The following is a 21,203-nucleotide window of genomic DNA, read 5'->3' as shown; positions in this document are numbered from 1 at the left end:
CCATCCTGCGGGTTGGAGGCGGCGTGGCGACCCTGGTGGGCGGGCTGGTGCTCGCATTGCTGTTGCTCGGCCTGGGGCTGCTGATCCGCAAGGCGCTGCGCGGCGCCTGGGCCGTGCTGCGTTCCCTCTGGCAAAGGCTGCAGCGCCCGCATCGGGGCGGGGTCACCCTGCGTGCCCTGCGCCTCTCGCGCAGCCGTGCCTATGCGCGCTTCGAAGGCGAACGTGCCGCCCTGCTGGCGGCGGAGGTGGCGCGGCTGCGGGTGGAACTGCGGCTGGCGCGCATCGCGCCGGCGGAGCCGCGCTTCCAGCGCGCCAAGCGCGAATTCGCGCGCCGCTTCCACCCGGACCGGCTGCCGCCGCGCAGCCCGGACCGCAGGATCCGGGTGGCCATGTTCCAGGAATACTGGGCGGTGCTGCGGGGAATCGAGCGCGACGGGTGATACCAGATCCCGGTGATCGTGACCGATCACCGCCTCAATCGCCGGCGCCGGCATCCGCCGGCTTGGCTACGCGCCACTTGGCGCGGCGGCCATTCGGCCGCTCGCCCGCCTTCGGCGGGCGCAGGTTCCCATCAGTGGGATTTGGTATGACTACGTCTTCTCGGTCACCGCATGGCGCAGCGCGCTGCGGAATTCGCGCCGATGCAATTCCCGCAGCACGAACAGGCTGGTCGCGATCAGCGCCAGCGGGTGCACCACCCAGGCCAGGGCGGCGAGCCCGAAATAATAGCTGCGTAGCCCGGTGTTGAAGTGTCGCGCGGCGCGGTTCGCCACATCCGCCGCCATGTCCGCCAAAGCCTGCGCCTGGCTGTCCGGCTTGCCGCAGGGAATGCCGCCGACCAGGATCGAGGTGTAGTTGAACTGTCGCAGCGCCCAGGTCAGCTCGAAGAAGGCGTTGACGAAGATCAGCAGCAGCAGGCCGATCTTCAGCTCCCAGCTCGAATCATCCGGTACGGCGGCATAGGGCAGGGAGGCGACGACGCGCCGGCCGAGATCGGGTGCCCCCAGCAGCGCCACCAGGCCGCCCAGGATGAAGATGCTGGTGGTTGCGAGGAAGCTGGTGCTGTTCATCAGGTTGCCGATCGCCGCCATGTCGGCGATGCGGTTTTCCCGCGTCAGCATGGCGTGCATCCAGCGCCGCCGGTATTCGTCCATGGCCGCGATGACGCTGGCCCGGCGGATGCGCGGCACGCGGTCCACCACATTGGCATAGCCCAGCCAGCAGCCGGCGAAGACGGCCAGCGCGGTCCAGTCGAGCAGGGTGAAGGTGGTCATGCCGCACTTATAGTGCAGTGCAGCATGGAACCGCCAGCGTGGCGTCGGGCAGGCCCGGGGGCCGCCCGACGCCGATGGCTCAGGCCATCTTCTTCTTCAGGTTCTCATCCAGCTTGGCGAGGAAGGCCTGGGTGTTGAGCCAGGGCTGGTCCTTGCTGATCAGGATGGCGAGGTCCTTGGTCATGTCGCCGGATTCCACCGTCTCGATGCAAACCTGCTCGAGCGCATTGGCGAAATCGACCACGTCCTGCGTGCCGTCGAACTTGCCGCGGTAGGCCAGGCCACGGGTCCAGGCGAAGATCGAGGCGATCGGGTTCGTGCTGGTCTCGCGGCCCTTCTGGTGCTCGCGATAGTGGCGCGTCACCGTGCCGTGCGCGGCCTCGGATTCCACCGTGTTGCCGTCCGGGGACAGCAGCACGGAGGTCATCAGGCCGAGGCTGCCGAAACCCTGCGCCACGATGTCGGACTGCACGTCGCCGTCGTAGTTCTTGCAGGCCCAGATATAGCCGCCTTCCCACTTGAGCGCGGAGGCAACCATGTCATCGATCAGGCGGTCTTCGTAGACCAGGCCGGCTTCCTTGAACTTCGCGGCGAATTCCGCATCGAAGATGGACTTGAAGATGTCCTTGAAGTTGCCGTCATAGGCCTTCAGGATCGTGTTCTTGTGGCTGAAATACACGGAATACTTCCGCGCCAGGCCGTAGTTGAACGACGCCCGGGCAAAGCCCTCGATCGAACGATTGAGGTTGTGCTGGCCCATGAACACGCCGGCATCCTTGAAGACGAACTCGCCCACTTCCTGCGGCTCGCCGCCTTCCGGGGTGTAGGTCATCTTCACCGTACCGGCGCCCGGCACCTTCATCTCCACCGCGCGGTAGATGTCGCCATAGGCGTGGCGGCCTACGACGATCGGCTTGGACCAATGCGGCACCAGGCGCGGCACGTTCTGGCAGATGATCGGCTCGCGGAAGATGGTGCCGTCGAGGATGTTGCGGATGGTGCCGTTCGGGCTGCGCCACATCTTCTTGAGGTTGAACTCCTTCACCCGCGCCTCGTCCGGGGTGATGGTCGCGCACTTCACGCCGACGCCGTACTGCTTGGTCGCGTTGGCCGCGTCCACCGTCACCTGGTCATCGGTCTGGTCGCGGTATTCCACGCCCAGGTCGTAGTACTTCAGGTCGATGTCGAGGTAGGGCAGGATCAGGCGGTCCTTGATGAACCCCCAGATGATGCGCGTCATCTCATCCCCATCCATCTCGACGACGGGGGTCTTAACCTTGATCTTGGCCATGCCTGTATCCTTGCCTGTCTCTGTCGCCGGCCACCGATGCCGGGACGACGCCATCACGCCGAAGGGTGGGAGGTGGCGGAACATGCCAACCACACCCTCCGCCGGCAAGCCCGCCCGGGCGCAAGGCTGCCCCGGCAGGACAGACGCATGAGCCGCCCGCCGCCGCCTGAGCCAAGGTTGGAACTGGTCGAATGCCCGCATTGCGCGGAGCCGACCATGCCGAACCAGCTGGCGGATGGCACCGTGGTGTGTTCCTGCGCCGCGGAACGATCCCTTGCGCCGCCGCCCGTGATGCTGGATTCCCGGCGCAGGCCGCCCAGATAGGGGCGGCAAGTTGAGGAGCGGGCGATGATTCTGCGAATGGCCGCAGGCACCATGTTCGGCGCGGTAATGGTCGCCGGCGCCGTCACCACCCTGGCGCTCGGCGCCGGCGCCGTCGGCAGCGTGTTGCTGGCACGTCGGCTGTGCGAGGAACGCAAGGGGTGGCAGGACGGCGCCAAGGCGGAGGCGGAGCCGGAGATCGGCATGCCGGAGGCCGGGGTCCCCGACCCGGTCTGAACGCTCAGTCGGGCAGGATGGCCGTGGCCTCGATCTCGAGCCGGGCCTCCGGCTCGACCAGTGCCACCACCTGCACCAGCGCCATGGCCGGGAAGTTGCGTCCCATCACGGCGCGGTAGGCGGGGCCGAGTTCCGCCAGGCTGGCGCGGTATTCGGCCATGTCCACCACATACCACGTCAGCCGGCCGATATGTTCCGGCCCGCCGCCGGCTTCCGCCAGCACGGCCAGGATATTGGCCAGTGCCTGGCGCGCCTGGGGCACGAAACCCTCGGGGAAGCGGCCCTGCGTGTCCCAGCCGATCTGCCCGCCGACCAGCACCACCCGGCCGCGGCCCATCATGCCGTTGGAATAGCCGCGCGGCGGCGGCCAGCCGAAGGGCTGCAGGGCGGTCAGCGGGCTATCGGCCATCGGTGCAGCGTTCCTGGTAGCGGGCCAGCGCCGCGCGCAGATCATCCGGGATCGGCACCGGGCGGCGGGTATCGAGGTTCGTGGTGGCAGTCACCAGCTGCATCCGCAGCAGCTCCGCCGCGCCGCGATGCACATGCATGGTGAAACCGTAGCTGGCGCCGCCGATCCGGGTGATCAGCGGCGTCAGCAGCACGGCATCGCCCATCAGCCCGGGGGCGAAGAAATCGGCCTCCGCATGGGCGAAGCCGGTGCCGATGCGGCGGGTCGCGTGCAAAGCGTGGAAATCCAGGCCCAGCTCGTCGCGGAAGAAATCCTCCACCGCGGCATTGGCCAGCGCGAACCAGGTCGGGAAGAAGACGATGCCGGCCGGGTCGCAATCGCCGAAGCGGATGCGCGCGGGCGCGTGGAAGGCGCGGGGCGGCAGCTTCTCGAAGGGCAGGGGGGTGGGGCGGGTCATGCGCCGGCTTCGGCCTGGCGGCGCAGGGCGAAGCGCTGCAGCTTGCCGGTTTCCGTGCGCGGCAGGGCCTCGACGAAGACGATGCTGCGCGGGTATTTGTAGGGCGCGATCTCCGCCTTCACATGGTCCTGCAGGGCGCGGGTCAGCGCCGCATCCGGCGGAAAGCCGGGCTTCGGCACCACATAGGCCCGCACCACCCGGCCACGCTCCGCATCCGGCGCGGCGACCACGCCGCATTCGGCGACGGCGGGATGCGTCAGCAGCGCCGCCTCCACCTCCGGCCCCGCGATGTTGTAGCCGGCGGAGACGATCATGTCGTCGTTGCGCGCCTGGTACCAGAAATAGCCGTCCGCATCCTGGATGTAGGTGTCGCCGGTGATGTTCCAGCCGTTCTGGACGTATTGCGCCTGGCGCGGGTCATCGAGGTAGCGGCAGCCGGTGGGACCCTTCACGGCGAGCCGCCCGGGCGTGCCGCGCGGCACCTCCGCGCCCTGGTCGTCCACCACGCGCGCGATGTAGCCGGGAACGGGCAGGCCGGTGGCGCCGGGGCGGATCTGGTCCTCCCGCGCGCTGATGAAGATGTGCAGCATTTCCGTCGCGCCGATGCCGTCCATCAGCTTCAGGCCAGTGGCGGCGAGCCAGGCGTCGTAGATGGGCCGGGGCAGCGTTTCGCCCGCAGAGACGCATTTGCGAAGTGAGGAGAGATCGTGCTGCGCGGCATGGGCGGCCATGGCGCGATAGGCGGTGGGGGCGGTGAAGCAGATGGTGGCGCGGTGGCGGGCGATGGCGGTCGGCAGTTCCTCCGGCGAGGCGCGTTCCAGCAGCACGGCGGTGGCGCCGACGCGGAAAGGGAACAGCACCAGCCCGCCGAGGCCGAAGGTGAAGGCCAGCGGCGGCGAGCCGATGAAGATGTCGGAGGGTTCGGGCCGCAGCACCTGCCTCGCATAACCATCGCAGATCGCCAGCATGTCGCGGTGGAAATGCAGCGTGCCCTTGGGTTCGCCGGTGGAGCCGCTGGTGAAGCCGATCAGGCAGATGTCGTCGGCGGCGGTGTCGCAGGCGGGGAAGCCGGGCGCGGCCTCTGCGACCATCTCCTCCAGCACGCCATCGCCCCAGGTGACCAGGTGGCGAAGGTCCGGCCCATCCGCCTTGCGAAGTTCATCCGCCAGCCGCGCATCACACAGCGCATGCGTGATGCGCGCCTTCCGCAGCATTTGCCCGAGCTCTTTCGCGCGCAGCAGCGGCATGGAGGCGACCACCACGCCGCCGGCCTTCAGCACGGCAAAATAGGCGGCGACCATCCAGGCGTTGTTGGCCGAGCGCAGCAGCACCCGGTTGCCCGGCACCAGGCCGAGCCGCTCCACCAGCACGCGGGCGATGCGATCGACGCGATCGGCGAGCTGCGCGTAGCTCAGCGTCTCCGCCGGCGTGACCAGCGCCGGGTGGTCGCCGCGGCCGCGCTGCAGGTTGCGGTCAAGCAATTCCACCGCGCAGTTCAGGCGCGGCGGATACTGGAACTCCGGCCGGTCGAGAAGAAAGTCCGGCCACTGGTCCGGCGGCGGCAGCCGGTCCTCGCAGAAGCTGTCGCGCATTGCACCCATCCCTCGTTCTAGTCGAGTGACGTGCGAAGCTGGCGTTCGGCGCGGGCAATCACCACGCGCTGAATCTCGGAGGCGCCTTCGTAAACGCGAAGCGCCCGGACCTCCCGGTAGAGTTCTTCGGCCTTATGGCCCTTGGTGACGCCGAGCCCGCCATGGATCTGGACGTTGCGGTCGGCGCAGCGTTGCGCGGCTTCGGTGGCGTGCAGCTTGGCCATGGAGGCCTCTCGCGTCACGCGGGGCGTGCCGGAATCCTTCAGCCAGGCGGCGCGATAGACCAGCAGGGCGGAGGCTTCGACATCCGTCGCGCTGTCGGCAATGGCGGCCTGCGACATCTGCTGGTCGAATAGCGTGCCGCCGAAGATCTTTCGGGTCGCCGCATGCTCGACCGTCATGTCGAGCGCACGGCGGGCGAAGCCCAGCGCGGCGGCGCCGACGCTGGCACGGAAGACGTCGAGGGTGGACATCGCCACCCGAAAACCCTCGCCGGGCTTGCCGAGCATGTCCTCCGCCGCCACGCGCACATCGGCCAAATCCAGGCGGGCGAGGGGGTGCGGCGCCGTGACCTCGATGCGTTCCGCGACCGTCAGGCCGGGCGCATTGGCGGGCACGAGAAAGGCTGAAAGCCCCTTGGCGCCGGGCGCCTCCCCGGTGCGGGCGAAGACCACATAGGTGGCGGCGATGCCGCCATTGCTGATCCAGGTCTTTTGGCCGTTCAGCCGGTAGTGGCCGTTGCCGTCGGGTGTCGCGGTCAGCGCGAGCGCCGAAACATCGCTGCCCGCCTCCGGCTCGCTCAGCGCAAAGGCGGCCAGCGCCGTGCCAGCCCGCGCACCGGCCAGCACGCGGTCGCGTTGCGCGGCGCTGCCGAACAGGGTTACCGGACCGGTGCCGAGGCCCTGCATGGCGAAGGCGAAATCCGCCAACCCGCTATGCCGCGCCAGGATGTCGCGCGCGATGCACAGCGCCCGCACATCCAGCACGCCATCCGCCGGGCAGGGCACGCGCAGCAGCCCGGCCTCGCCCATGGCGTGGGCCAGGCGGATGACGCTGGCATCGGCGTCGTGTTCATCGGACAGCGCCTCCGCATGGCGCGCCGCCCAGGCTTCCACCTCCGCCGCCCAGTCGCGGTGGCGCGGTTCGAAGAAGGGCCAGTCGAGGAAGGAGGTGTCGGCCATCAGTCGCCTCTGAACACAGGGCGCTGCTTCGCCACGAAGGCGTCGAAGGCGCGCCGGAAATCCTGCGTGGTCATGCACAGCGCCTGGGCCACCGCCTCGGCCTCGATCGCCTGTTCGATGGACATGGCCCATTCCATGGCCAGCATGCGCTTGGTCATGGCGTGCGCGAAGGCCGGACCCTCCGCGATGCCGCGCGCCATCTCCGTCGTTGCCTCCAACACCGCCTCCGGCGCATGCAGCGCATTGAAGAAGCCCCAGGCCAGGCCTTCCTCCCCGCCGAGGGAGCGGCCGAGATAAAGCAGCTCGCTCGCGCGCCCCTGGCCGATGAGGCGCGGCAGGATGGCGCAGGCGCCCATGTCGCAGCCGGCCAGCCCCACGCGGTTGAACAGGAAGGCCACCTTGGTCCGTGCCGTGCCGAGCCGCAAATCCGACGCCATGGCGATGATGGCGCCGGCACCCGCGCAGATGCCATCCACCGCCGCCAGGATCGGCTGCGGGCAGGCGCGCATCGCCTTCACCAGGTCGCCGGTCATCGCGGTGAAGGCCATCAGCCCGCGCGTGTCGCGCTCCAGCAGCGGCCCGATGATCTCGTGCACATCGCCGCCCGAACAGAAATTGCCGCCGGCGCCGGTGACGACGAAGGCGCGCACCTGATCGTCATGCACCGCGGCGCGGAAGATCGCTGTCAGCTCCGCGTAGCTGTCGAAGGTCAGCGGGTTCTTGCGTTCCGGCCGGTTCAGCGTGAGCGTCGCGACGCTGCCCGCCACCTCCAGCTTCACATGCTGGGCGTCATAGGCTGAGAGAGGGCCGGTGATCATGCGCTGGGCTCCGGCGGAAGTGCGTTGCGGACCGAGATTTTCGCGTGGCCGAGCAGGCGGAACAGCGCGCCGCGCTCCACCGCCGTCACGCCGGCCAGAAGCTCCGCGATCCAGCCCTCATGCGCGGCCGATTGCCGGGCGAATTCGCGGCGGCCCTTGGGCGTCAGGCGCAGAAGCTGGGCGCGGCGGTCGCCCGGCCGGGCGCGGCGTTCGACCAGCCCTTCGGCCTCCAGCCGCGCCGCCACGCCGGTGACGTTGCCATTGCTCACCATCATGTGGCGGGAGACCTCGCCGAGCGACAGGCCCGCCGGCGCGCGGTCCAGCGCCGCCATCAGGTCGAAGCGGGGCAGGGTGGTGTCGAAGTCCCGGCGCAGGCGGGTGCGGATCTCGCTTTCGATCAGCGTCGTGCAGGTCAGCATCCGCAGCCAGAGGCGCAGCTCATCCTTGTGGCCGGGGGGCTCATGGGCGAGGGCGGTTTCGGCATCCACGCTCATGTCTCGCCCCCATCCACCGCGATGGCCTGGCCGTTGATGGCGCCGCTGCCGGGCCAGCAGAGCGCAAGCGCCGCGGCGGCCACTTCCGAAGGCTGCACCAAGCGGCACTGCGGGTTGTGCTTCGCGAGTTCGGCGCGGGCGGCCGCTTCGTCGCGGCCGGTCTTCTGCATGATGCGGGCGACGGAGCCCGCCACGATATCGGTCTCGGTGAAGCCGGGGCAGATGGCGTTCACGGTCACGCCTTTGGTCGCCACTTCCTGCGCCAGCGACCGCACCAGGCCGAGCAACCCGTGCTTGGCGGCGGCATAGGCCGTGACATAGGGGTAGCCCTTCAGGCTGGCGGTGGAGGCCACCATCACCACCCGCCCGAAGCCCGCCACGATCATCCCCGGCAGCACCGCCTGGGCCACCGCGACGGCGCCCAGCACATTGGTGCGCCACATGCGGTCGAACAGCGCGGCATCCGATTTCAGGAAGGGCGCGCTTTCGGCGGCGCCGGCGGCATGCAGCAGGATGTCGAAGGCCGGCAAGGCGGGCAGGGCGTTGATATCGGCGGCGATGAGGGACGCAGCCTCCCCGGCCGCCACCCGCGCCTGCAAGGGTGCCTCACGCCGCCCCAGCACCGTCACCCGCGCCCCGGCTGCCGTCAGCGCCGCGGCGCAGGCGGCGCCGATGCCGCTGCCGCCGCCGGTCACCAATGCCGTCCTGCCCTGGAGCGTGCCGATCTGCATGATGCTTGAAGCCTAAAACATCGGCGAGGCCTTGCGCAACATCCGGTTGAACCCTCATTCCTTGAAGCCTAAACTATTCCAGAGAGCGACCAGGGGGCCGAGGTGATGCGGATCGCGGTGATCGGTGGCGGCCCGGCGGGCCTGTACTTCGCCATCCTGATGAAGCGGGATTTCCCGGCCTCCCGCATCACGGTGGTGGAGCGGAACCAGGCGGAGGACACCTTCGGCTTCGGCGTGGTGTTCAGCGACGCGACGCTGGACGCTTTTCGGCAGGCGGATGAGCCGAGCTACCGCGCCATCACCGAGAGCTTCGCCTATTGGGACGACATCGCCATCGTCGCCAAGGGCAGGGAACACCGCGTCGGCGGCAATGGCTTCTGCGGCTGCTCGCGCCGCACTTTGCTGATGCTGCTGGCCGCACGCGCCCGCGAGCTGGGCGTGGAGCTGGAATTCCGGCGGGAGGCGACGCCGGAGGATTTCCCGGATGCGGACCTGGTCGTCGCCGCCGACGGCATCAACTCCCCGATCCGGGAACGCTTTGCCGAGCATTTCCAGCCGGAGGTTGACCTCCGCCCCAACCGCTTCGCCTGGATGGGCAGCACGCGCCCCTTCGATGCCTTCACCTTCTTCTTCAAGGAGACGCCGCACGGCATCTTCATCGCCCATTGCTACCAGTACGAGGCCGGCGCCAGCACCTGGGTGCTGGAGACGGACCCCGAAACCTTCGCCAAGGCCGGGCTGGAAGGCATGGACGAGGCGGCCAGCGCCGCCTTCCTCGAAGGCGTCTTCGCCGAGGAATTGCAAGGCCACCGCCTGATCACCAACCGCAGCCAGTGGCGCCGCTTCCCCACCATCAAATGCGCCCGCTGGGTGCGTGGCAACGTCGTGCTGCTGGGCGATGCCAAGGCCAGCGCGCATTTCTCCATCGGCTCCGGCACCAAGCTGGCGATGGAGGATGCCATCGCGCTGCACCAGGCTTTTCGGGCCGAAAGCAACGTCGCCTCCGCGCTGCACGCCTTCGAGACAGGGCGGCGGGAGGATGTGGAGAAGACGCAGCACGCCGCCAATGTCTCCCTCGTCTGGTTCGAGCATGTGCGGCGCTTCTGGGATTTCTTCCCAACTCGCTTCGCCTTCGGCGTGATGACGCGCAGCAAGGCCATCACCTGGGACAACCTGGCGCTGCGTGCGCCGGATTTCGTGGCGGAGACCCAGCGCGCGGTGGCGGAGGAGGTGGGCGGCGACCCCAAGCGCCCGCCGATGTTCCAGCCGCTCGCGCTGCGCGACATGACCCTGGCGAACCGTGTCGTTGTCTCGCCCATGTGCATGTATTCCGCTGGGAACGGCGTGCCGGGCGACTTCCACCTGGCGCATTACGGCGCGCGCGCCATGGGCGGCGCCGGGCTGGTCTTCACGGAGATGACCTGCGTCTCCGCCGAGGCGCGCATCACCCCCGGCTGCGCCGGGTTGTGGAACGACGCGCAGCAGGCGGCCTGGACGCGGATCGTCGGCCTGGTCCACGCGACATCCGCGGCAAAGATCTGCCTGCAACTCGGCCATGCCGGGCGCAAGGGCGCGACGAAACTGATGTGGGAGGGCATGGACCAGCCGCTGGAGGCCGGCGCCTGGCCGATCCTCTCCGCCAGCCCCATCCCCTACTACAAGCACAGCCAGACCCCCCGCGAGATGACGCGGGAGGACATGGATGCGGTGACGGCGGATTTCGTCGCGGCCGCCGAACGCGGCCTCGTCTGCGGCTTCGATATGCTGGAGCTGCACTGCGCCCACGGCTATTTGCTGGCCAGTTTCCTCTCGCCGCTGACCAACACGCGCAGCGACGACTATGGCGGCCCGATCGCGAACCGCCTGCGCTATCCGCTGGAGGTCTTCGCCGCGCTGCGCGCCGTCTGGCCGGCGGGCAAGCCTATGTCGGTGCGGATCTCCGCCACCGACTGGGCGGAAGGGGGGCTATCGGACGCCGATTGCCTCGCCATCGCGCGCGCCTTCGTCGCGGCGGGCGTGGATCTGGTGGATGTCTCGACCGGCCAGACGGTGGCGGATGCCAGCCCGGTCTATGGCCGCATGTTCCAGCTGCCCTGGGCGGACATGATCCGCAATGAGGCCGGGGTTGCCGTGATGTGCGTCGGCAACATCACCAGCGCCGACCAGGTGAACACCATCATCGCCGCGGGGCGGGCGGATCTGGTGGCGCTCGGGCGGCCGCATCTGACCGACCCCTTCTTCACCCTGCATGCCGCCGCGCAATACGGCGTGCGCGACGTCGCCTGCCCGCCGCAATACCGCTGGGGCCAGGACGCCGCACTGCGCAACGCGGCGAAGGACCAGGCGGAGCTGCGGGAGCTGAAGCTGAAGGCGCGGCCCGCGAGCCATGCGCCGCGGGCGGCGGAATAGTGCCGCCCGCGGCCTTGGCCGGCATCAGCCACGCGTGCTGGCGGCGGGCAGATCGACGCGCTGGCTGTTCTCGCCGACGCTGAGCACGCTCGGCACGGTGCCCGGCTGGGCCTGCTGCACGAATTGCGCGTCCAGGTAGGTGACGATCGTCTCGTCGCCCGTCACCTGCTGCACCGTGACGGCACCGCCGCCAAGGATATTGCCATGCGGGCCGGGGCCATAGACGATCTCGGCGCTCTCGCCGGAACCGACGGTGCGGGGAAACATCTCCTGCGCGAAGGCGCCCTGGGTGCCGATCCCGGCCAGCAGGGCGGTGACGGCGAGGAGGCTGCGGAAGGTGGTGGCCATGTCTGCGATCTTTCCTTCGAGGGGGGCGGGCGACCCGATGTCGCCGCCGGTGCCAGGAAGATGCCGCCGGCGCGCATCCTGCGGGATTGCCGATTGTCGTTCGCCCGGCATGCAGGAATGCATCGGGCCATGAGCACCCCCACACCGCTGGATTGGAGCCTGCTGCAGGCCTTCGTCGCGGTGATGCGGACCGGCAGCCTCTCCGCCGCCGCCATCGAGCTGAAGCTCACCCAGCCCACCGTCGGCCGGCAGATCCGCGCGCTGGAGGACCGGGTGGGGGAGGCGCTGTTCGACCGGACGCCGCAGGGCCTGCGGCCCACGGACCGCGCCTTGGCGCTGCTGGACCACGCCGCCGGGCTGGAACAGGCGGCCCAGGCGCTCGGCGTCGCCATGGCCGGCCGCCTGGATTCACCGACCGGAACCGTCCGCATCACCACCAGCGAGCCCTTCGGCGTGGAGCGCCTGCCCGAGCTGCTGCAGCCCTTCATGGAGGCGAATCCCGGCATCACCATCGAGATGCTGCCCAGCAGCCGGATCGAGAATCTGCTGCGCCGGGACGCGGACATCGCCATCCGTTTCTCCCGACCGGAGCAGCCGGACCTGGTTGGGCGCCAGGTCGGCTCGGTAGAATACGGATGCTTCGCCAGTGAGACCTACCTCGCGCGGCATGGCGTGCCGGAGACGCTGGCCGATCTGGCGCGCCACCGCATGGTCGGCTTCGATCGCGACGGCTTCGGCCGCCGCGCCTCGGAGCGGATGCGGCTGCCGGTGGAGGCCTGGCGCTTCGTCTATCGCTCCGACAGCATGATCGGCCAGCATGCGGCGGTCCGCGCGGGGCTCGGCATCGGCATCATGCAGGCGCGCATCGGCGCGCGGTCCGGGCTGCGGCGGCTGGTGGCGGCGGAATTTGCGCCGAAGGACGCGGTCTGGCTGGTGGCGCATGCCGATGTCCGCCAGGGGCGCCGCTTCCGCGCGGTGTATGACCACCTGGCGGCGGTGCTGCCGGCGGAATTCGCGGCGCGCTAACTGCCGTCACAGATGCAGGTAGCTGTCCCGCACCTCCGGCGCCGCCTCCAGCGCCGCGCTGCTGCCGGTCCAGACCGTGCGGCCCTTCTCGATCACCACATGCCGGTCGGCGAGGCGGGAGACGGCGGCGAGGTTCTTGTCGATCAGCAGGATCGACTGCCCCTCCGCCTTCAGCCGCGCCAGCACCGCCCAGATCTCGGCGCGGATCAGCGGCGCCAGGCCTTCCGTTGCTTCGTCCAGGATCAGCAGCCGCGGGTTGGTCATCAGCGCGCGGCCGATCGCCACCATCTGCTGTTCGCCGCCTGACAGCTTCGCGCCCGGGTTGCGACGGCGTTCGCGCAGGCGGGGGAACATCTCGTAGACCGCAGCCAGGGTCCAGCGCGGCGCGCCGGCGAAGCGATGCGCGGCGGTGGCGAGCAGGTTTTCCTCCACCGTCAGGGTCGGGAAGACCTGCCGCCCCTCCGGCACCAGGCCGAGGCCCTGGCGCGCCAGGCGATGCGGCGGCAGGCCGGCGACGGCGCGGTTGTCCACCACCACCTCCCCACCCCAGATGCGCCCGCCGACGGAGGGCAGCAGGCCCATGATGGCGCGGATGGTGGTGGTCTTGCCCATGCCGTTGCGGCCGAGCAGCGTGACCACCTGGCCGGGCTTCATCTCCAGGTCCACGCCGAACAGCACCTGGCTGCCGCCATAGCCGGCGGTCAGGTTCTCCAGCCTCAGCATGGGGCACCGGCCAGCGGCAGGTCGTCCTCGCCCAGATAGGCGGCGCGGACCTCCGTGTTGTGGCGGATGGCATCCGGCCCGCCGGTGGCGATCAGCCTTCCATAGACCAGCACGGAAATCCGGTCGGCCAGCGCGAAGACGGCCTGCATGTCGTGCTCCACCAGGACGATGGTGTAGCGGCCGCGCAGGCCGCGCAGCAGCGAAACCAGCCGCTCCGTCTCCTCCGGCCCGGCGCCGGCCAGCGGTTCGTCCAGCAGCAGCAGGCGGGGCTGCGTGGCCAGCGCGATGGCGAGTTCGAGCTGGCGCTTCTCGCCATGGCTCATCGCGCCCGCCGGCGTCGCGGCGCGGTGCGCGAGGCCGACCGAATCAAGCGCCGCCAGCGCCGCCTCATTCAGCCGCCGCTCGCTGCCGGCGGGGCGGAAGAAGCGGAAGGAGGTGCCGTCGCCCGCCTGCACCGCCAGCGCCGCATTCTCCAGCGCCGTGAAGTCCGGGATGATGGAGGTGATCTGGAAGGACCGCGCCAGCCCGCGCCGCGCCCGGCGGTGCAGCGGCAGGCGGGTGATGTCCTGGCCCGCGAACAGGATGCGCCCCGCATCCACCGGCAGCACGCCGCTGATCTCGTTGATCAGCGTGGTCTTGCCGGCGCCGTTGGGGCCGATGATGGCGTGGATCTCGCCCGGCATCACGTCCAGCGAGACATCATCCGTCACCGCCAGCCCGCCGAAGCGCTTCCGCAGGCCGTGCAGGGCGAGTAAGGGTTCAGCCACGGCGCAGCATCCGGCCGAGTTGCGCGGGGATGCCGGACAGGCCTCCGGGCAGGAACAGCACGGCCAGGATCAGCAGCACGCCGAAGGCGATGCGCCAATGCTCCCATTGATGGGACAGCCACTCCTCCAGCAGCACGAAGCCGATCGCCCCCAGCAGCGCGCCATGCAGCCCGGACAACCCGCCCAGGATCACCATGAACAGCAACTCGCCGGAGCGTTGCCATGAGATATAGGCCGGCGCCACGAACTCCGTCGCATTGGCGAACAGGAACCCCGCCGCGCCGCCCAGCGCGCCGGCGATGACATAGGCGGTCAGGCGATAGGGATAGGGCGAGAAGCCCAGCGCCTGCGCCCGCATCGGGTTGCCGCGCACCGCCCGCAGCACGCGGCCGAAGCGGGAGGCCAGCAGCATGCGGCAGAGCAGCCAGGTGAGGACCAGTGCGCCGAGACAGACGAAGTGGAAGACGAGCCGGTCATCCAGCAGCCGCGCGCCATTCACCTCGGTTCGCGCGTACAGCGTGTAGCCGTCATCGCCGCCATAGCCGGACAGCGAGCTGGCGGTGAAGAAGGCCATCTGCCCGAAGGCCAGGGTGATCATGATGAAGTTCACCCCGCTGGTGCGGATGGCGACCGCCCCCGTCACCAGCGCGAAGCCCGCGGCGGCGAGGATGGCGGCCGGCAGCACGAACAGCGCATCGACCACCTGCAGATCGTCCAGGATCACCACCGCATAGGCGCCGAAGCCCAGCGTCGCCGCATGCCCGAGCGAGACCAGCCCCGCGCCCGCCACGATGAAGGACAGCGAGACGGCGGCCATGGCCAGGATCATCATGCGCGCCAGCAGCGTCAGCATGTAGCCCTCGCCGAAGCCGATGAAGGGCGCGGCGGCCAGGCCGCCCAGCAGCAGCAGCGCCGGCAATTCCCGTCCCAGTATTCGTCCCAATTCGCGCATCAGGCGGCGCGCACGGGAAACAGGCCGGCCGGGCGGAAGGCCAGGATCGCCGCCATGGCGATGTAGATCAGCATCGAGGCCAGCGCCGCACCCACCTGCCGCGCGGCGGAAGGGTCCAGCACCAGGCGCATCAGATCCGGCATCATCGACCGCCCGAGCGTCTCCACCAGGCCGACCAGCAGCGCCGCCAGGAAGGCGCCGCGGACCGATCCAATGCCGCCGATGACGATGACGACGAAGGCGAGGATCAGCAGGTTGTCGCCCATGCCCGGCTCCACGGACAGGATCGGCGCCGCCATCACGCCGGCGAAGCCCGCCAGCATGGCGCCGAAGCCGAAGACCACCATGAACAGCCGGCGGATATCGATGCCGAGTGCGGCGACCATCGGCGCGTTGGTGGCCCCGGCGCGGATCAGCATGCCGACCTTGGTGCGCTCCACCAGCCACCACAGCAGCGCGGCGGTTGCCAGCCCGCCGGCGATGATGGCGATGCGGTAGTGCGGATACAGCAGCCCGTCCATGATGGGCACGCCGCCGGTCAGCGCCGCCGGCATCGGCACCTGCAACGGCGCGGAGCCGAACAGCAGCTTCACCCCGTCGTTCAGGATCAGGATGACGCCGAAGGTGGCCAGCACCTGCGCCATGTGGTCTCGGTCATACAAATGCCGGAACACCAGGAATTCCAGCACCAGTCCGACCACCAGCGCCGCCGGCAGCGCCAGGGCGAGGGCCGCCCAGAAGCTGCCGGTCTGCGCCGCGAAATAGGCGGCGAGATAGGCGCCGACCATGTACTGCACGCCATGCGCCAGGTTGATGAAATCCATCACCCCGAACACCAGCGTCAGCCCTGCGGCGATGAGAAACAGCAGGATGCCGAGTTGCAGCCCGTTCAGGCCCTGGACGAGCAGCAGAGTCAGCGACATCCCGCCGGTATCCTCAGGCGGCCGGCATGCGGCACTGCGCCGCAAAAGGGTCGGTCACGTTGTCATAGACTTTGCGGACATGCTCGGTCTGGAACTTGCCGTCATCGCGCTTGACGACCTTGGCGAGCCAGAAATCCTGCACCGGGAAGTGGTTGGCGCCGAAGGCGAAGTTGCCGCGCACGGATTGGAAATCCGCCGCCTTGATGGCGGTGCGCATCGCACCCTTGTCGGCGAGGTTGCCACCGGTCTTGCGGATGGCGCTGTCCAGCAGCATCGACGCGTCATAGGCATGGGCGGCGTAGCTGGCGGGCACGTAGCTGTACTGGCCCTCGAAATCGCGCACGAAGCGGGCGTTGCGCTCATTCGGCAGGGTGGGGGTCCAGCTCGTGCCGGTCTGGAAGCCGATGGCGGCATCGCCCTGCGCGGGCAGGGAGGCTTCGTCCACCGTGAAGGCGGACAGGAACGGGATATTGGCAAGGCCCGCCTGGCGATACTGCCGCACCAGGTTCACGCCGAGGCCACCCGGCATGAAGGTGAAGATCGCATCCGGCCGCGCCGCGGCGATGCGCGCCAGCTCGGCGGAGAAATCCATCTGGGTCAGCGGCGTGAACATCTCGTCCACCACCGTGCCCTTGTATTCGGACTTGAAGCCGGCGACCGAATCGCGGCCCGCCTGGTAGTTCGGCGCCAGCAGCATGACGCGGCCATAGCCGGCATCCTGCGCCGCCTTGCCCATCACCGCATGGTTCTGGTCGTTGACGTAGGAGGTGGCGAAGAAGAACGGATTACAGCCGCGGCCGGCGAAGGGGGAGGGGCCGGCATTGGTCGAGATCAGGAAGGTCTGGTTGTCCGTCACCGGGCGCATGATCGCGGCCAGGATGTTGGAGAACACCACGCCGACCACGAAATCCACCTTGTCGCGTTCCAGCGCGGCGCGGACCTTAGTGACGGCGGCATCCGGGCGCAGCTCGTCATCGATCAGGATCACCTCCGCCGCGCGGCCGCCGAGCTTGCCGTCCAGGTGGCGCATGCCGAGCTGGAAACCATCCCGCAGATGCGTCCCCAGCGTCGCCGCCGGGCCGGTGGCCAGCGCGACCAGGCCGATCTTCAGCGGCGCCGCCTGCGCGCGCGCCACCAGCGGTGAGGCCAGGCCCCCCAAGGCCACGCCACCAGCGAGGCCGAGCGCGTGGCGCCGGCCGAATTGGATGTTCATCATCGTCCCTCCAGTCTCCCGAGATATTTTAGGCTTCAAGCATCAGGCCGTGGCAAGCCTTTTCGCCACCGCCACCATGCCGCTGGCGGGGTCCGCCAGCGGGGCGAGGATGGTGAAGTGGTCCGCCCCTGGCTCCGCCGCCCATGTGCCGCCCCAGGCCTGCGCCATGTCACGGCTCTGGCGGATGAACTCCGGGCTTTCGGCGCCGCCGACCACGCAATGCAGCGGGCGGGACGGGCTGGGCAGGAAGCGTGGCGACAGGCGGCGGGCCTCCGCGCGGTCCAGCTTCAGGCCGACGCCGATGCTGGTGTGGCGCAGCGGGTCCAGCTCGAAGACGCCGGAGACCGGCATGGCGGCATGGACCAGCCCGGGCGGCAGGGCCGGGTCCAGGGCCGGCCAGTCGGTGGCCAGCAGCATCGCCGCCAGGTGCCCGCCGGCGGAATGGCCGCCGGCCATCAGGCGGCGGCCATGGCGGCGGTACAGCATGGCGGCCGCCGCGCGCATCTGGTCCACGATGCTGGCCAGCGGCACCTCCGGGCATAAATCATAGGAGGGCAGGGCCACCGCCACGCCCTGCAGGTTCAGCCCGCGCGCGCAGAAGGAAATCCGTTCCCGCCCCGGCGCCTGCCAGTAGCCGCCATGGATGAACAGGGTGATCGGCGCGTCGCGGGCCGCTTCATCCGGCCAGAACAGGTCCAGCCGCTCCCGCTCCCGCGCCCCATAGGGCAGGTCGAGTTCGGCGCGCGGGCAGGATTCGCGCCAGGCGGCGGCATCGCGCAGCCAAGCGGCGACGATCTGCGGGTATTCCGGCACGCGGGCGCGGCAATTGTATTCAGCTTCGAGGTCCATCACGCGCTATTGCACGCGCCCTTGGACCATCCCGCAAGCCCTGCACCGCCTCCGCAAGCGCCGCCGAATCAGGCATGATGGGCGGATGAAAGTCTATCTTGCCGGCCCCGATGTCTTCCTGCCCGATGCCGACGCCATGGCGGCGGAGAAGAAGCGCCTCTGCGCGCTGCATGGCATGGAGGGGGTATTCCCCACCGATCCCCGCCCCGATCCCGCCGCCGATGCGGCGCCGGACCTGTGGTACGCCATATATCTGCGGAACGAAGCGCATATCCGCGCCTGCGACGCGTTGGTGGCGAACCTGACCCCCTTCCGCGGCCCCTCCGCCGATGCCGGCACGGTGTATGAGTTGGGCTTCATGCGCGCCCTCGGCCGCCCGGTGCTGGGCTACAGCAACGATCCCGCCGATTTCACCGCCCGCACCCTTCGCGCCACCGGCCCCGAGGCACAGCGCAACGCAGCCGGCCGCTGGGTGGATGCGGAGGGGCTGGCGCTGGAGGAATTCGGCCTGGCCGACAACCTGATGATCGATGGCGGCATCCGCGCCGCGAGCGGCCTGCTGGTGCGCCAGGCGGTGCCCGAAACCGCCCGCTGGTCCGACCTGCGCGGCTTCGAGGCCTGCCTCAAGGCACTCTCCGCGCTGCAGGGCAATGGTTGACAGCGCGCCCCGCCGGCATCGACCCTGTGGACAACGATAGTGAATGAGGCCCACCCCATGACCCAACCCGGCCGCCCGACCATCAGCGGCACGCGCCATGCCATCAGCGCCGGGCATTACCTGGCCGCCTCGGCCGGCTTCGCCATCCTGGAAGCCGGCGGCAATGCGGTGGATGCGGGGGTCGCCGCGGGCCTCGCGCTCGGCGTGCTGCAGCCGGATCTGGTCAGCGTGGCGGGCGTCGCGCCCATCCTGATCCGCAAGGCGGATGGCACCGTGGAGAGCATCGCCGGCCTCGGCCACTGGCCGCGATCGACGCCGCCCGATGTCTTCATGCGCGAGCATGGCGGCCAGATGCCGCCCGGCGTGCGCCGCATGGTGGTGCCCGCCGCGCCGGATGCCTGGATCCAGGCGCTGTCCCGCCACGGCACGATGAGCTTCGGCGAGATCGCCGCCGCCGCCATCCGCTTCGCCGGCGAGGGCTACGCCATGTACCCGCTGCTGCGGGAAAGCATCACGGCGCATGCCGCCGAATACCGCACCTGGGAGCAGAACGCCGCGATCTTCCTGCCTGGCGGCAAGGTGCCGGAGCCCGGCGCGAAATTCATCCAGGCCGACCTCGCCCGCAGCCTGTCCTACATGGTGGACCAGGAACGCGCGGCGGCGGGGAAGGGGCGGGAGGCCGGGCTGCAGGCGGCGCATGATGCCTTCTACAAGGGCGACCTCGCCCGGCAGATCGTCGCCTATGTCCAGGCCGAGGGCGGCTTCCTCTCGGCCGATGACATGGCCGAGTTCCGCAGCCGGATCGAGCCCGTCGTGGCGCGGGACTGGCGTGGCCATACGCTGCTGACCTGCGGCCCCTGGTGCCAGGGCCCCGCGCTGACCGAGGCGCTGCTGATCGCGGAACGCCTGGGCCTCGACGGCCTGGCGCACAATTCGGCCGAATACATCCATGTGCTGGTGGAGGCGCTGAAGGGCGCGCTGGCGGATCGCGAATACCATTTCGGTGACCCCGCCATGGTGGATGTGCCGCTGGAGGCGCTGCTCTCCCCCGGCCATATCGCCGCCCGCGCCGCCGCCATCGACCTGAAGCGGGCGCATCCGGGCCTGCCGGAGCCGATCCTCGGCCGCGGCAACGCACTGCCGGAGGCGACGCACGCCGACCTGCCGAAGGTGGAGGCCGATACCTCCTACGTCGCGGTGGTGGATCGCTGGGGCAATGCCTTCAGCGCCACCCCCTCCGACGGGTCCTGGAACGTGCCGATCATCCCGGGCACCGGCCTGGTGGTCTCGGGCCGAGGCTCGCAGAACCGGCCGGACCCGAAGCATCCGGCGGGCGTCGCCCCCGGCAAGCGGCCGCGGCTGACGCCGAATCCGGCGATGGTGGTGACAAAGGATGGCGGCGCCATGCCCTTCGGCACGCCGGGCGGCGATGTGCAGATCCAGGCCATGCTGCAGGTGATGCTGAACATCCTGCATTTCGGCATGGAGGTGCAGGAGGCGATCGAGGCGCCTCGCGTCGCCAGCTATTCCTTCCCCTCCTCCTTCGCGCCCTACGAGTACTTCCCCGGCCGCCTGGCGGTGGAATCGCGCATCCCGGCGGAGGTGCGGGCGAAGCTGGCCGAGATGGGGCATGAGGTGAAGGACTGGCCCGGCACCACCTGGCTGGCCGGCAGCGTCGAGGTGGTGCTGGATGATGTCGCGGCCGGGCTGAAGCGGGCCGGCGCCGATCCGCGCCGCCCGGCCTACGCCATCGCAATATGATCCCGCGCCGCGCCCTGCTGGCCGCGCCTGCCCTCGCGGCAGCGCCGGCCGGCGCCCAGGGCGCGGCGGTGGATCTGCTGTTGGTGCTGGCTGTGGATGCCTCGGGCTCGATCGACGCGGCGGAATTCGCGCTGCAGCGGGACGGGCTGTCGGAGGCGCTGACGCATCCCGCCGTGCTCGGCGCCATCCGGTCCCGCCCGCGCGGCGCGATCGGCGTCGCCATGGTTGAATGGGGCACCCCCGGCGGCGCCGCCACCGTGGTGGACTGGATGCGGGTTTCCGATGCCGCGAGCGCGGGGGCGGCGGCGCTGGCCTTCCGCGACGCGCCGCGATCCCGCCAATCCTACAACGCCATCGGCGACGCCATCCTGCACGCCACGCAACTGATCGCGGCCGCGCCGTGGCGGGCGGAGGATCGCACCATCGATGTCTCCGGCGACGGGCCGGATATCCGCAGCCTGATGCCGGCGGCGGAGGCGCGCGACCTGGCCGTGGCGCAGGGCATCGTGGTGAACGGGTTGGCGATCGAGGCCGCCTCATCCTGGCGCGATGGCCGCCTTGCGGCGTTGTATGAGCGGGATGTGATAGGCGGGCCCGGCGCCTTCGTGCTGCGGGCGGAGGACCGGCGGGACTTCGCCCGCGCCATGCGCGCCAAGCTGATCCGGGAGGTGGCGCTGCATCCAGCCGGTGCAGCGCCCGCCCATGCGGCAGGCAGGCCCGGTCCCGCCGCCGGATAGCGCGGCGGCGCGCCCCTTCCCAGGCGTCTCCA

The 21,203-nt window shown here is 69.9% G+C and carries 23 protein-coding genes; 7 read left to right on the top strand and 16 right to left on the bottom strand.

What is annotated here, in order from left to right:
• Nucleotides 1-23: 23 nt before the first annotated feature.
• Nucleotides 24-440, top strand: coding sequence for a hypothetical protein (locus HB662_RS21895; protein ID WP_168052774.1), 417 nt, complete (start codon nucleotides 24-26; stop codon nucleotides 438-440).
• Nucleotides 441-590: 150 nt separating this feature from the next.
• On the opposite strand, the gene HB662_RS21890 is transcribed toward HB662_RS21895, so the two are convergent.
• Together HB662_RS21890 and HB662_RS21885 are read right to left on the bottom strand one after the other, a co-directional pair.
• On the bottom strand, nucleotides 591-1,274 hold the full coding sequence (locus tag HB662_RS21890; RefSeq protein ID WP_168052772.1) for a DUF599 domain-containing protein: 684 nt from the start codon (nucleotides 1,272-1,274) through the stop codon (nucleotides 591-593).
• Nucleotides 1,275-1,353: 79 nt separating this feature from the next.
• Nucleotides 1,354-2,565 carry an NADP-dependent isocitrate dehydrogenase gene (locus HB662_RS21885; protein WP_168052770.1) on the bottom strand — a complete coding sequence of 404 codons (1,212 nt, stop codon included), beginning with the start codon at nucleotides 2,563-2,565 and terminating at the stop codon, nucleotides 1,354-1,356.
• A 348-nt stretch (nucleotides 2,566-2,913) separates the two neighbouring features.
• On the opposite strand from HB662_RS21885, the gene HB662_RS21880 reads away from it, so the two are divergent.
• Nucleotides 2,914-3,123, top strand: a complete 210-nt coding sequence (locus HB662_RS21880) for a hypothetical protein (protein WP_168052768.1) — start codon at nucleotides 2,914-2,916, stop codon at nucleotides 3,121-3,123.
• A 4-nt stretch (nucleotides 3,124-3,127) separates the two neighbouring features.
• On the opposite strand, the gene HB662_RS21875 is transcribed toward HB662_RS21880, so the two are convergent.
• The 7 genes from HB662_RS21875 to HB662_RS21845 are packed head-to-tail and all read right to left on the bottom strand — an operon-like array spanning nucleotide 3,128 to nucleotide 8,805.
• On the bottom strand, nucleotides 3,128-3,532 hold the full coding sequence (locus HB662_RS21875) for a RidA family protein (RefSeq protein ID WP_209443409.1): 405 nt from the start codon (nucleotides 3,530-3,532) through the stop codon (nucleotides 3,128-3,130).
• Nucleotides 3,522-3,989: an acyl-CoA thioesterase gene (locus HB662_RS21870; protein WP_168052764.1), complete on the bottom strand. Its 468-nt coding sequence runs from the start codon at nucleotides 3,987-3,989 to the stop codon at nucleotides 3,522-3,524. Before HB662_RS21870 ends, HB662_RS21875 begins: the two co-directional genes overlap by 11 nt.
• Nucleotides 3,986-5,581 carry a benzoate-CoA ligase family protein gene (locus HB662_RS21865; protein ID WP_245185799.1) on the bottom strand — a complete coding sequence of 532 codons (1,596 nt, stop codon included), beginning with the start codon at nucleotides 5,579-5,581 and terminating at the stop codon, nucleotides 3,986-3,988. Before HB662_RS21865 ends, HB662_RS21870 begins: the two co-directional genes overlap by 4 nt.
• Nucleotides 5,582-5,598: 17 nt before the next feature.
• Nucleotides 5,599-6,762 (bottom strand): acyl-CoA dehydrogenase family protein, encoded by a 1,164-nt coding sequence (locus HB662_RS21860; RefSeq protein WP_168052760.1) that lies wholly within the window; start codon nucleotides 6,760-6,762, stop codon nucleotides 5,599-5,601.
• Nucleotides 6,762-7,580 (bottom strand): enoyl-CoA hydratase family protein, encoded by an 819-nt coding sequence (locus tag HB662_RS21855; protein ID WP_168052758.1) that lies wholly within the window; start codon nucleotides 7,578-7,580, stop codon nucleotides 6,762-6,764. The genes HB662_RS21860 and HB662_RS21855 overlap by 1 nt, the downstream gene beginning before the upstream one ends.
• Nucleotides 7,577-8,074: a MarR family winged helix-turn-helix transcriptional regulator gene (locus HB662_RS21850; RefSeq protein ID WP_168052756.1), complete on the bottom strand. Its 498-nt coding sequence runs from the start codon at nucleotides 8,072-8,074 to the stop codon at nucleotides 7,577-7,579. Before HB662_RS21850 ends, HB662_RS21855 begins: the two co-directional genes overlap by 4 nt.
• On the bottom strand, nucleotides 8,071-8,805 hold the full coding sequence (locus HB662_RS21845; RefSeq protein ID WP_171970271.1) for an SDR family NAD(P)-dependent oxidoreductase: 735 nt from the start codon (nucleotides 8,803-8,805) through the stop codon (nucleotides 8,071-8,073). The genes HB662_RS21850 and HB662_RS21845 overlap by 4 nt, the downstream gene beginning before the upstream one ends.
• Nucleotides 8,806-8,910: 105 nt before the next feature.
• Between HB662_RS21845 and HB662_RS21840 the strand changes: the two genes are divergently transcribed.
• On the top strand, nucleotides 8,911-11,214 hold the full coding sequence (locus HB662_RS21840) for a bifunctional salicylyl-CoA 5-hydroxylase/oxidoreductase (RefSeq protein WP_168052754.1): 2,304 nt from the start codon (nucleotides 8,911-8,913) through the stop codon (nucleotides 11,212-11,214).
• Nucleotides 11,215-11,238: 24 nt separating this feature from the next.
• Here HB662_RS21840 and HB662_RS21835 read toward each other — a convergent pair whose 3' ends face one another.
• Nucleotides 11,239-11,562 carry a hypothetical protein gene (locus HB662_RS21835; protein ID WP_168052752.1) on the bottom strand — a complete coding sequence of 108 codons (324 nt, stop codon included), beginning with the start codon at nucleotides 11,560-11,562 and terminating at the stop codon, nucleotides 11,239-11,241.
• 129 nt (nucleotides 11,563-11,691) lie between these two features.
• Here HB662_RS21835 and HB662_RS21830 point away from each other — a divergent pair, with 129 nt between their 5' ends.
• Nucleotides 11,692-12,588: a LysR family transcriptional regulator gene (locus HB662_RS21830; RefSeq protein WP_168052750.1), complete on the top strand. Its 897-nt coding sequence runs from the start codon at nucleotides 11,692-11,694 to the stop codon at nucleotides 12,586-12,588.
• Nucleotides 12,589-12,594: 6 nt separating this feature from the next.
• Here the strand turns inward: HB662_RS21830 and HB662_RS21825 are convergent, their stop codons facing one another.
• The 6 genes from HB662_RS21825 to HB662_RS21800 are packed head-to-tail and all read right to left on the bottom strand — an operon-like array spanning nucleotide 12,595 to nucleotide 18,015.
• A complete protein-coding gene (locus HB662_RS21825; RefSeq protein ID WP_168052748.1) occupies nucleotides 12,595-13,311 on the bottom strand; it encodes an ABC transporter ATP-binding protein in 717 nt (238 codons plus the stop codon).
• Nucleotides 13,305-14,078: an ATP-binding cassette domain-containing protein gene (locus HB662_RS21820; RefSeq protein WP_168052746.1), complete on the bottom strand. Its 774-nt coding sequence runs from the start codon at nucleotides 14,076-14,078 to the stop codon at nucleotides 13,305-13,307. The genes HB662_RS21825 and HB662_RS21820 overlap by 7 nt, the downstream gene beginning before the upstream one ends.
• Nucleotides 14,071-15,030 carry a branched-chain amino acid ABC transporter permease gene (locus tag HB662_RS21815; protein ID WP_168052744.1) on the bottom strand — a complete coding sequence of 320 codons (960 nt, stop codon included), beginning with the start codon at nucleotides 15,028-15,030 and terminating at the stop codon, nucleotides 14,071-14,073. Before HB662_RS21815 ends, HB662_RS21820 begins: the two co-directional genes overlap by 8 nt.
• Complete coding sequence (locus HB662_RS21810) at nucleotides 15,030-15,953, bottom strand: branched-chain amino acid ABC transporter permease (protein ID WP_168052742.1); 924 nt, start codon at nucleotides 15,951-15,953, stop codon at nucleotides 15,030-15,032. Before HB662_RS21810 ends, HB662_RS21815 begins: the two co-directional genes overlap by 1 nt.
• Nucleotides 15,954-15,966: 13 nt before the next feature.
• Nucleotides 15,967-17,169: an ABC transporter substrate-binding protein gene (locus tag HB662_RS21805; protein ID WP_245185798.1), complete on the bottom strand. Its 1,203-nt coding sequence runs from the start codon at nucleotides 17,167-17,169 to the stop codon at nucleotides 15,967-15,969.
• 39 nt (nucleotides 17,170-17,208) lie between these two features.
• A complete protein-coding gene (locus tag HB662_RS21800; protein WP_168052740.1) occupies nucleotides 17,209-18,015 on the bottom strand; it encodes an alpha/beta hydrolase in 807 nt (268 codons plus the stop codon).
• Between the two features lie 85 nt (nucleotides 18,016-18,100).
• Between HB662_RS21800 and HB662_RS21795 the strand changes: the two genes are divergently transcribed.
• Genes HB662_RS21795 through HB662_RS21785 form a run of 3 tightly spaced genes read left to right on the top strand, consistent with a single transcriptional unit; the run spans nucleotide 18,101 to nucleotide 21,171 of the window.
• Entirely contained in the window at nucleotides 18,101-18,673 is a 573-nt protein-coding gene (locus tag HB662_RS21795) for a nucleoside 2-deoxyribosyltransferase (RefSeq protein ID WP_168052738.1), read from the top strand.
• A 57-nt stretch (nucleotides 18,674-18,730) separates the two neighbouring features.
• A complete protein-coding gene (locus HB662_RS21790; protein ID WP_168052736.1) occupies nucleotides 18,731-20,434 on the top strand; it encodes a gamma-glutamyltransferase family protein in 1,704 nt (567 codons plus the stop codon).
• On the top strand, nucleotides 20,431-21,171 hold the full coding sequence (locus tag HB662_RS21785) for a DUF1194 domain-containing protein (RefSeq protein WP_168052734.1): 741 nt from the start codon (nucleotides 20,431-20,433) through the stop codon (nucleotides 21,169-21,171). Before HB662_RS21790 ends, HB662_RS21785 begins: the two co-directional genes overlap by 4 nt.
• Nucleotides 21,172-21,203 lie beyond the last annotated feature (32 nt).

Source organism: Falsiroseomonas frigidaquae, from assembly GCF_012163145.1.
In the GTDB taxonomy this organism is placed as follows: domain Bacteria; phylum Pseudomonadota; class Alphaproteobacteria; order Acetobacterales; family Acetobacteraceae; genus Falsiroseomonas; species Falsiroseomonas frigidaquae.
This window is presented reverse-complemented; position numbering and strand designations above follow the sequence as displayed.

Bases quoted from the DNA above. Each gene is read 5' to 3' on its own strand.
- HB662_RS21890 (WP_168052772.1), bottom strand. From the start codon at position 1,274: ATGACCACCTTCACCCTGCTCGACTGGACCGCGCTGGCCGTCTTCGCC.
- HB662_RS21885 (WP_168052770.1), bottom strand. From the start codon at position 2,565: ATGGCCAAGATCAAGGTTAAGACCCCCGTCGTCGAGATGGATGGGGAT.
- HB662_RS21880 (WP_168052768.1), top strand. From the start codon at position 2,914: ATGATTCTGCGAATGGCCGCAGGCACCATGTTCGGCGCGGTAATGGTC.
- HB662_RS21875 (WP_209443409.1), bottom strand. From the start codon at position 3,532: ATGGCCGATAGCCCGCTGACCGCCCTGCAGCCCTTCGGCTGGCCGCCG.
- HB662_RS21870 (WP_168052764.1), bottom strand. From the start codon at position 3,989: ATGACCCGCCCCACCCCCCTGCCCTTCGAGAAGCTGCCGCCCCGCGCC.
- HB662_RS21865 (WP_245185799.1), bottom strand. From the start codon at position 5,581: ATGCGCGACAGCTTCTGCGAGGACCGGCTGCCGCCGCCGGACCAGTGG.
- HB662_RS21860 (WP_168052760.1), bottom strand. From the start codon at position 6,762: ATGGCCGACACCTCCTTCCTCGACTGGCCCTTCTTCGAACCGCGCCAC.
- HB662_RS21855 (WP_168052758.1), bottom strand. From the start codon at position 7,580: ATGATCACCGGCCCTCTCTCAGCCTATGACGCCCAGCATGTGAAGCTG.
- HB662_RS21850 (WP_168052756.1), bottom strand. From the start codon at position 8,074: ATGAGCGTGGATGCCGAAACCGCCCTCGCCCATGAGCCCCCCGGCCAC.
- HB662_RS21845 (WP_171970271.1), bottom strand. From the start codon at position 8,805: ATGCAGATCGGCACGCTCCAGGGCAGGACGGCATTGGTGACCGGCGGC.
- HB662_RS21840 (WP_168052754.1), top strand. From the start codon at position 8,911: ATGCGGATCGCGGTGATCGGTGGCGGCCCGGCGGGCCTGTACTTCGCC.
- HB662_RS21835 (WP_168052752.1), bottom strand. From the start codon at position 11,562: ATGGCCACCACCTTCCGCAGCCTCCTCGCCGTCACCGCCCTGCTGGCC.
- HB662_RS21830 (WP_168052750.1), top strand. From the start codon at position 11,692: ATGAGCACCCCCACACCGCTGGATTGGAGCCTGCTGCAGGCCTTCGTC.
- HB662_RS21825 (WP_168052748.1), bottom strand. From the start codon at position 13,311: ATGCTGAGGCTGGAGAACCTGACCGCCGGCTATGGCGGCAGCCAGGTG.
- HB662_RS21815 (WP_168052744.1), bottom strand. From the start codon at position 15,030: ATGCGCGAATTGGGACGAATACTGGGACGGGAATTGCCGGCGCTGCTG.
- HB662_RS21810 (WP_168052742.1), bottom strand. From the start codon at position 15,953: ATGTCGCTGACTCTGCTGCTCGTCCAGGGCCTGAACGGGCTGCAACTC.
- HB662_RS21805 (WP_245185798.1), bottom strand. From the start codon at position 17,169: ATGATGAACATCCAATTCGGCCGGCGCCACGCGCTCGGCCTCGCTGGT.
- HB662_RS21800 (WP_168052740.1), bottom strand. From the start codon at position 18,015: ATGGACCTCGAAGCTGAATACAATTGCCGCGCCCGCGTGCCGGAATAC.
- HB662_RS21795 (WP_168052738.1), top strand. From the start codon at position 18,101: ATGAAAGTCTATCTTGCCGGCCCCGATGTCTTCCTGCCCGATGCCGAC.
- HB662_RS21790 (WP_168052736.1), top strand. From the start codon at position 18,731: ATGACCCAACCCGGCCGCCCGACCATCAGCGGCACGCGCCATGCCATC.
- HB662_RS21785 (WP_168052734.1), top strand. From the start codon at position 20,431: ATGATCCCGCGCCGCGCCCTGCTGGCCGCGCCTGCCCTCGCGGCAGCG.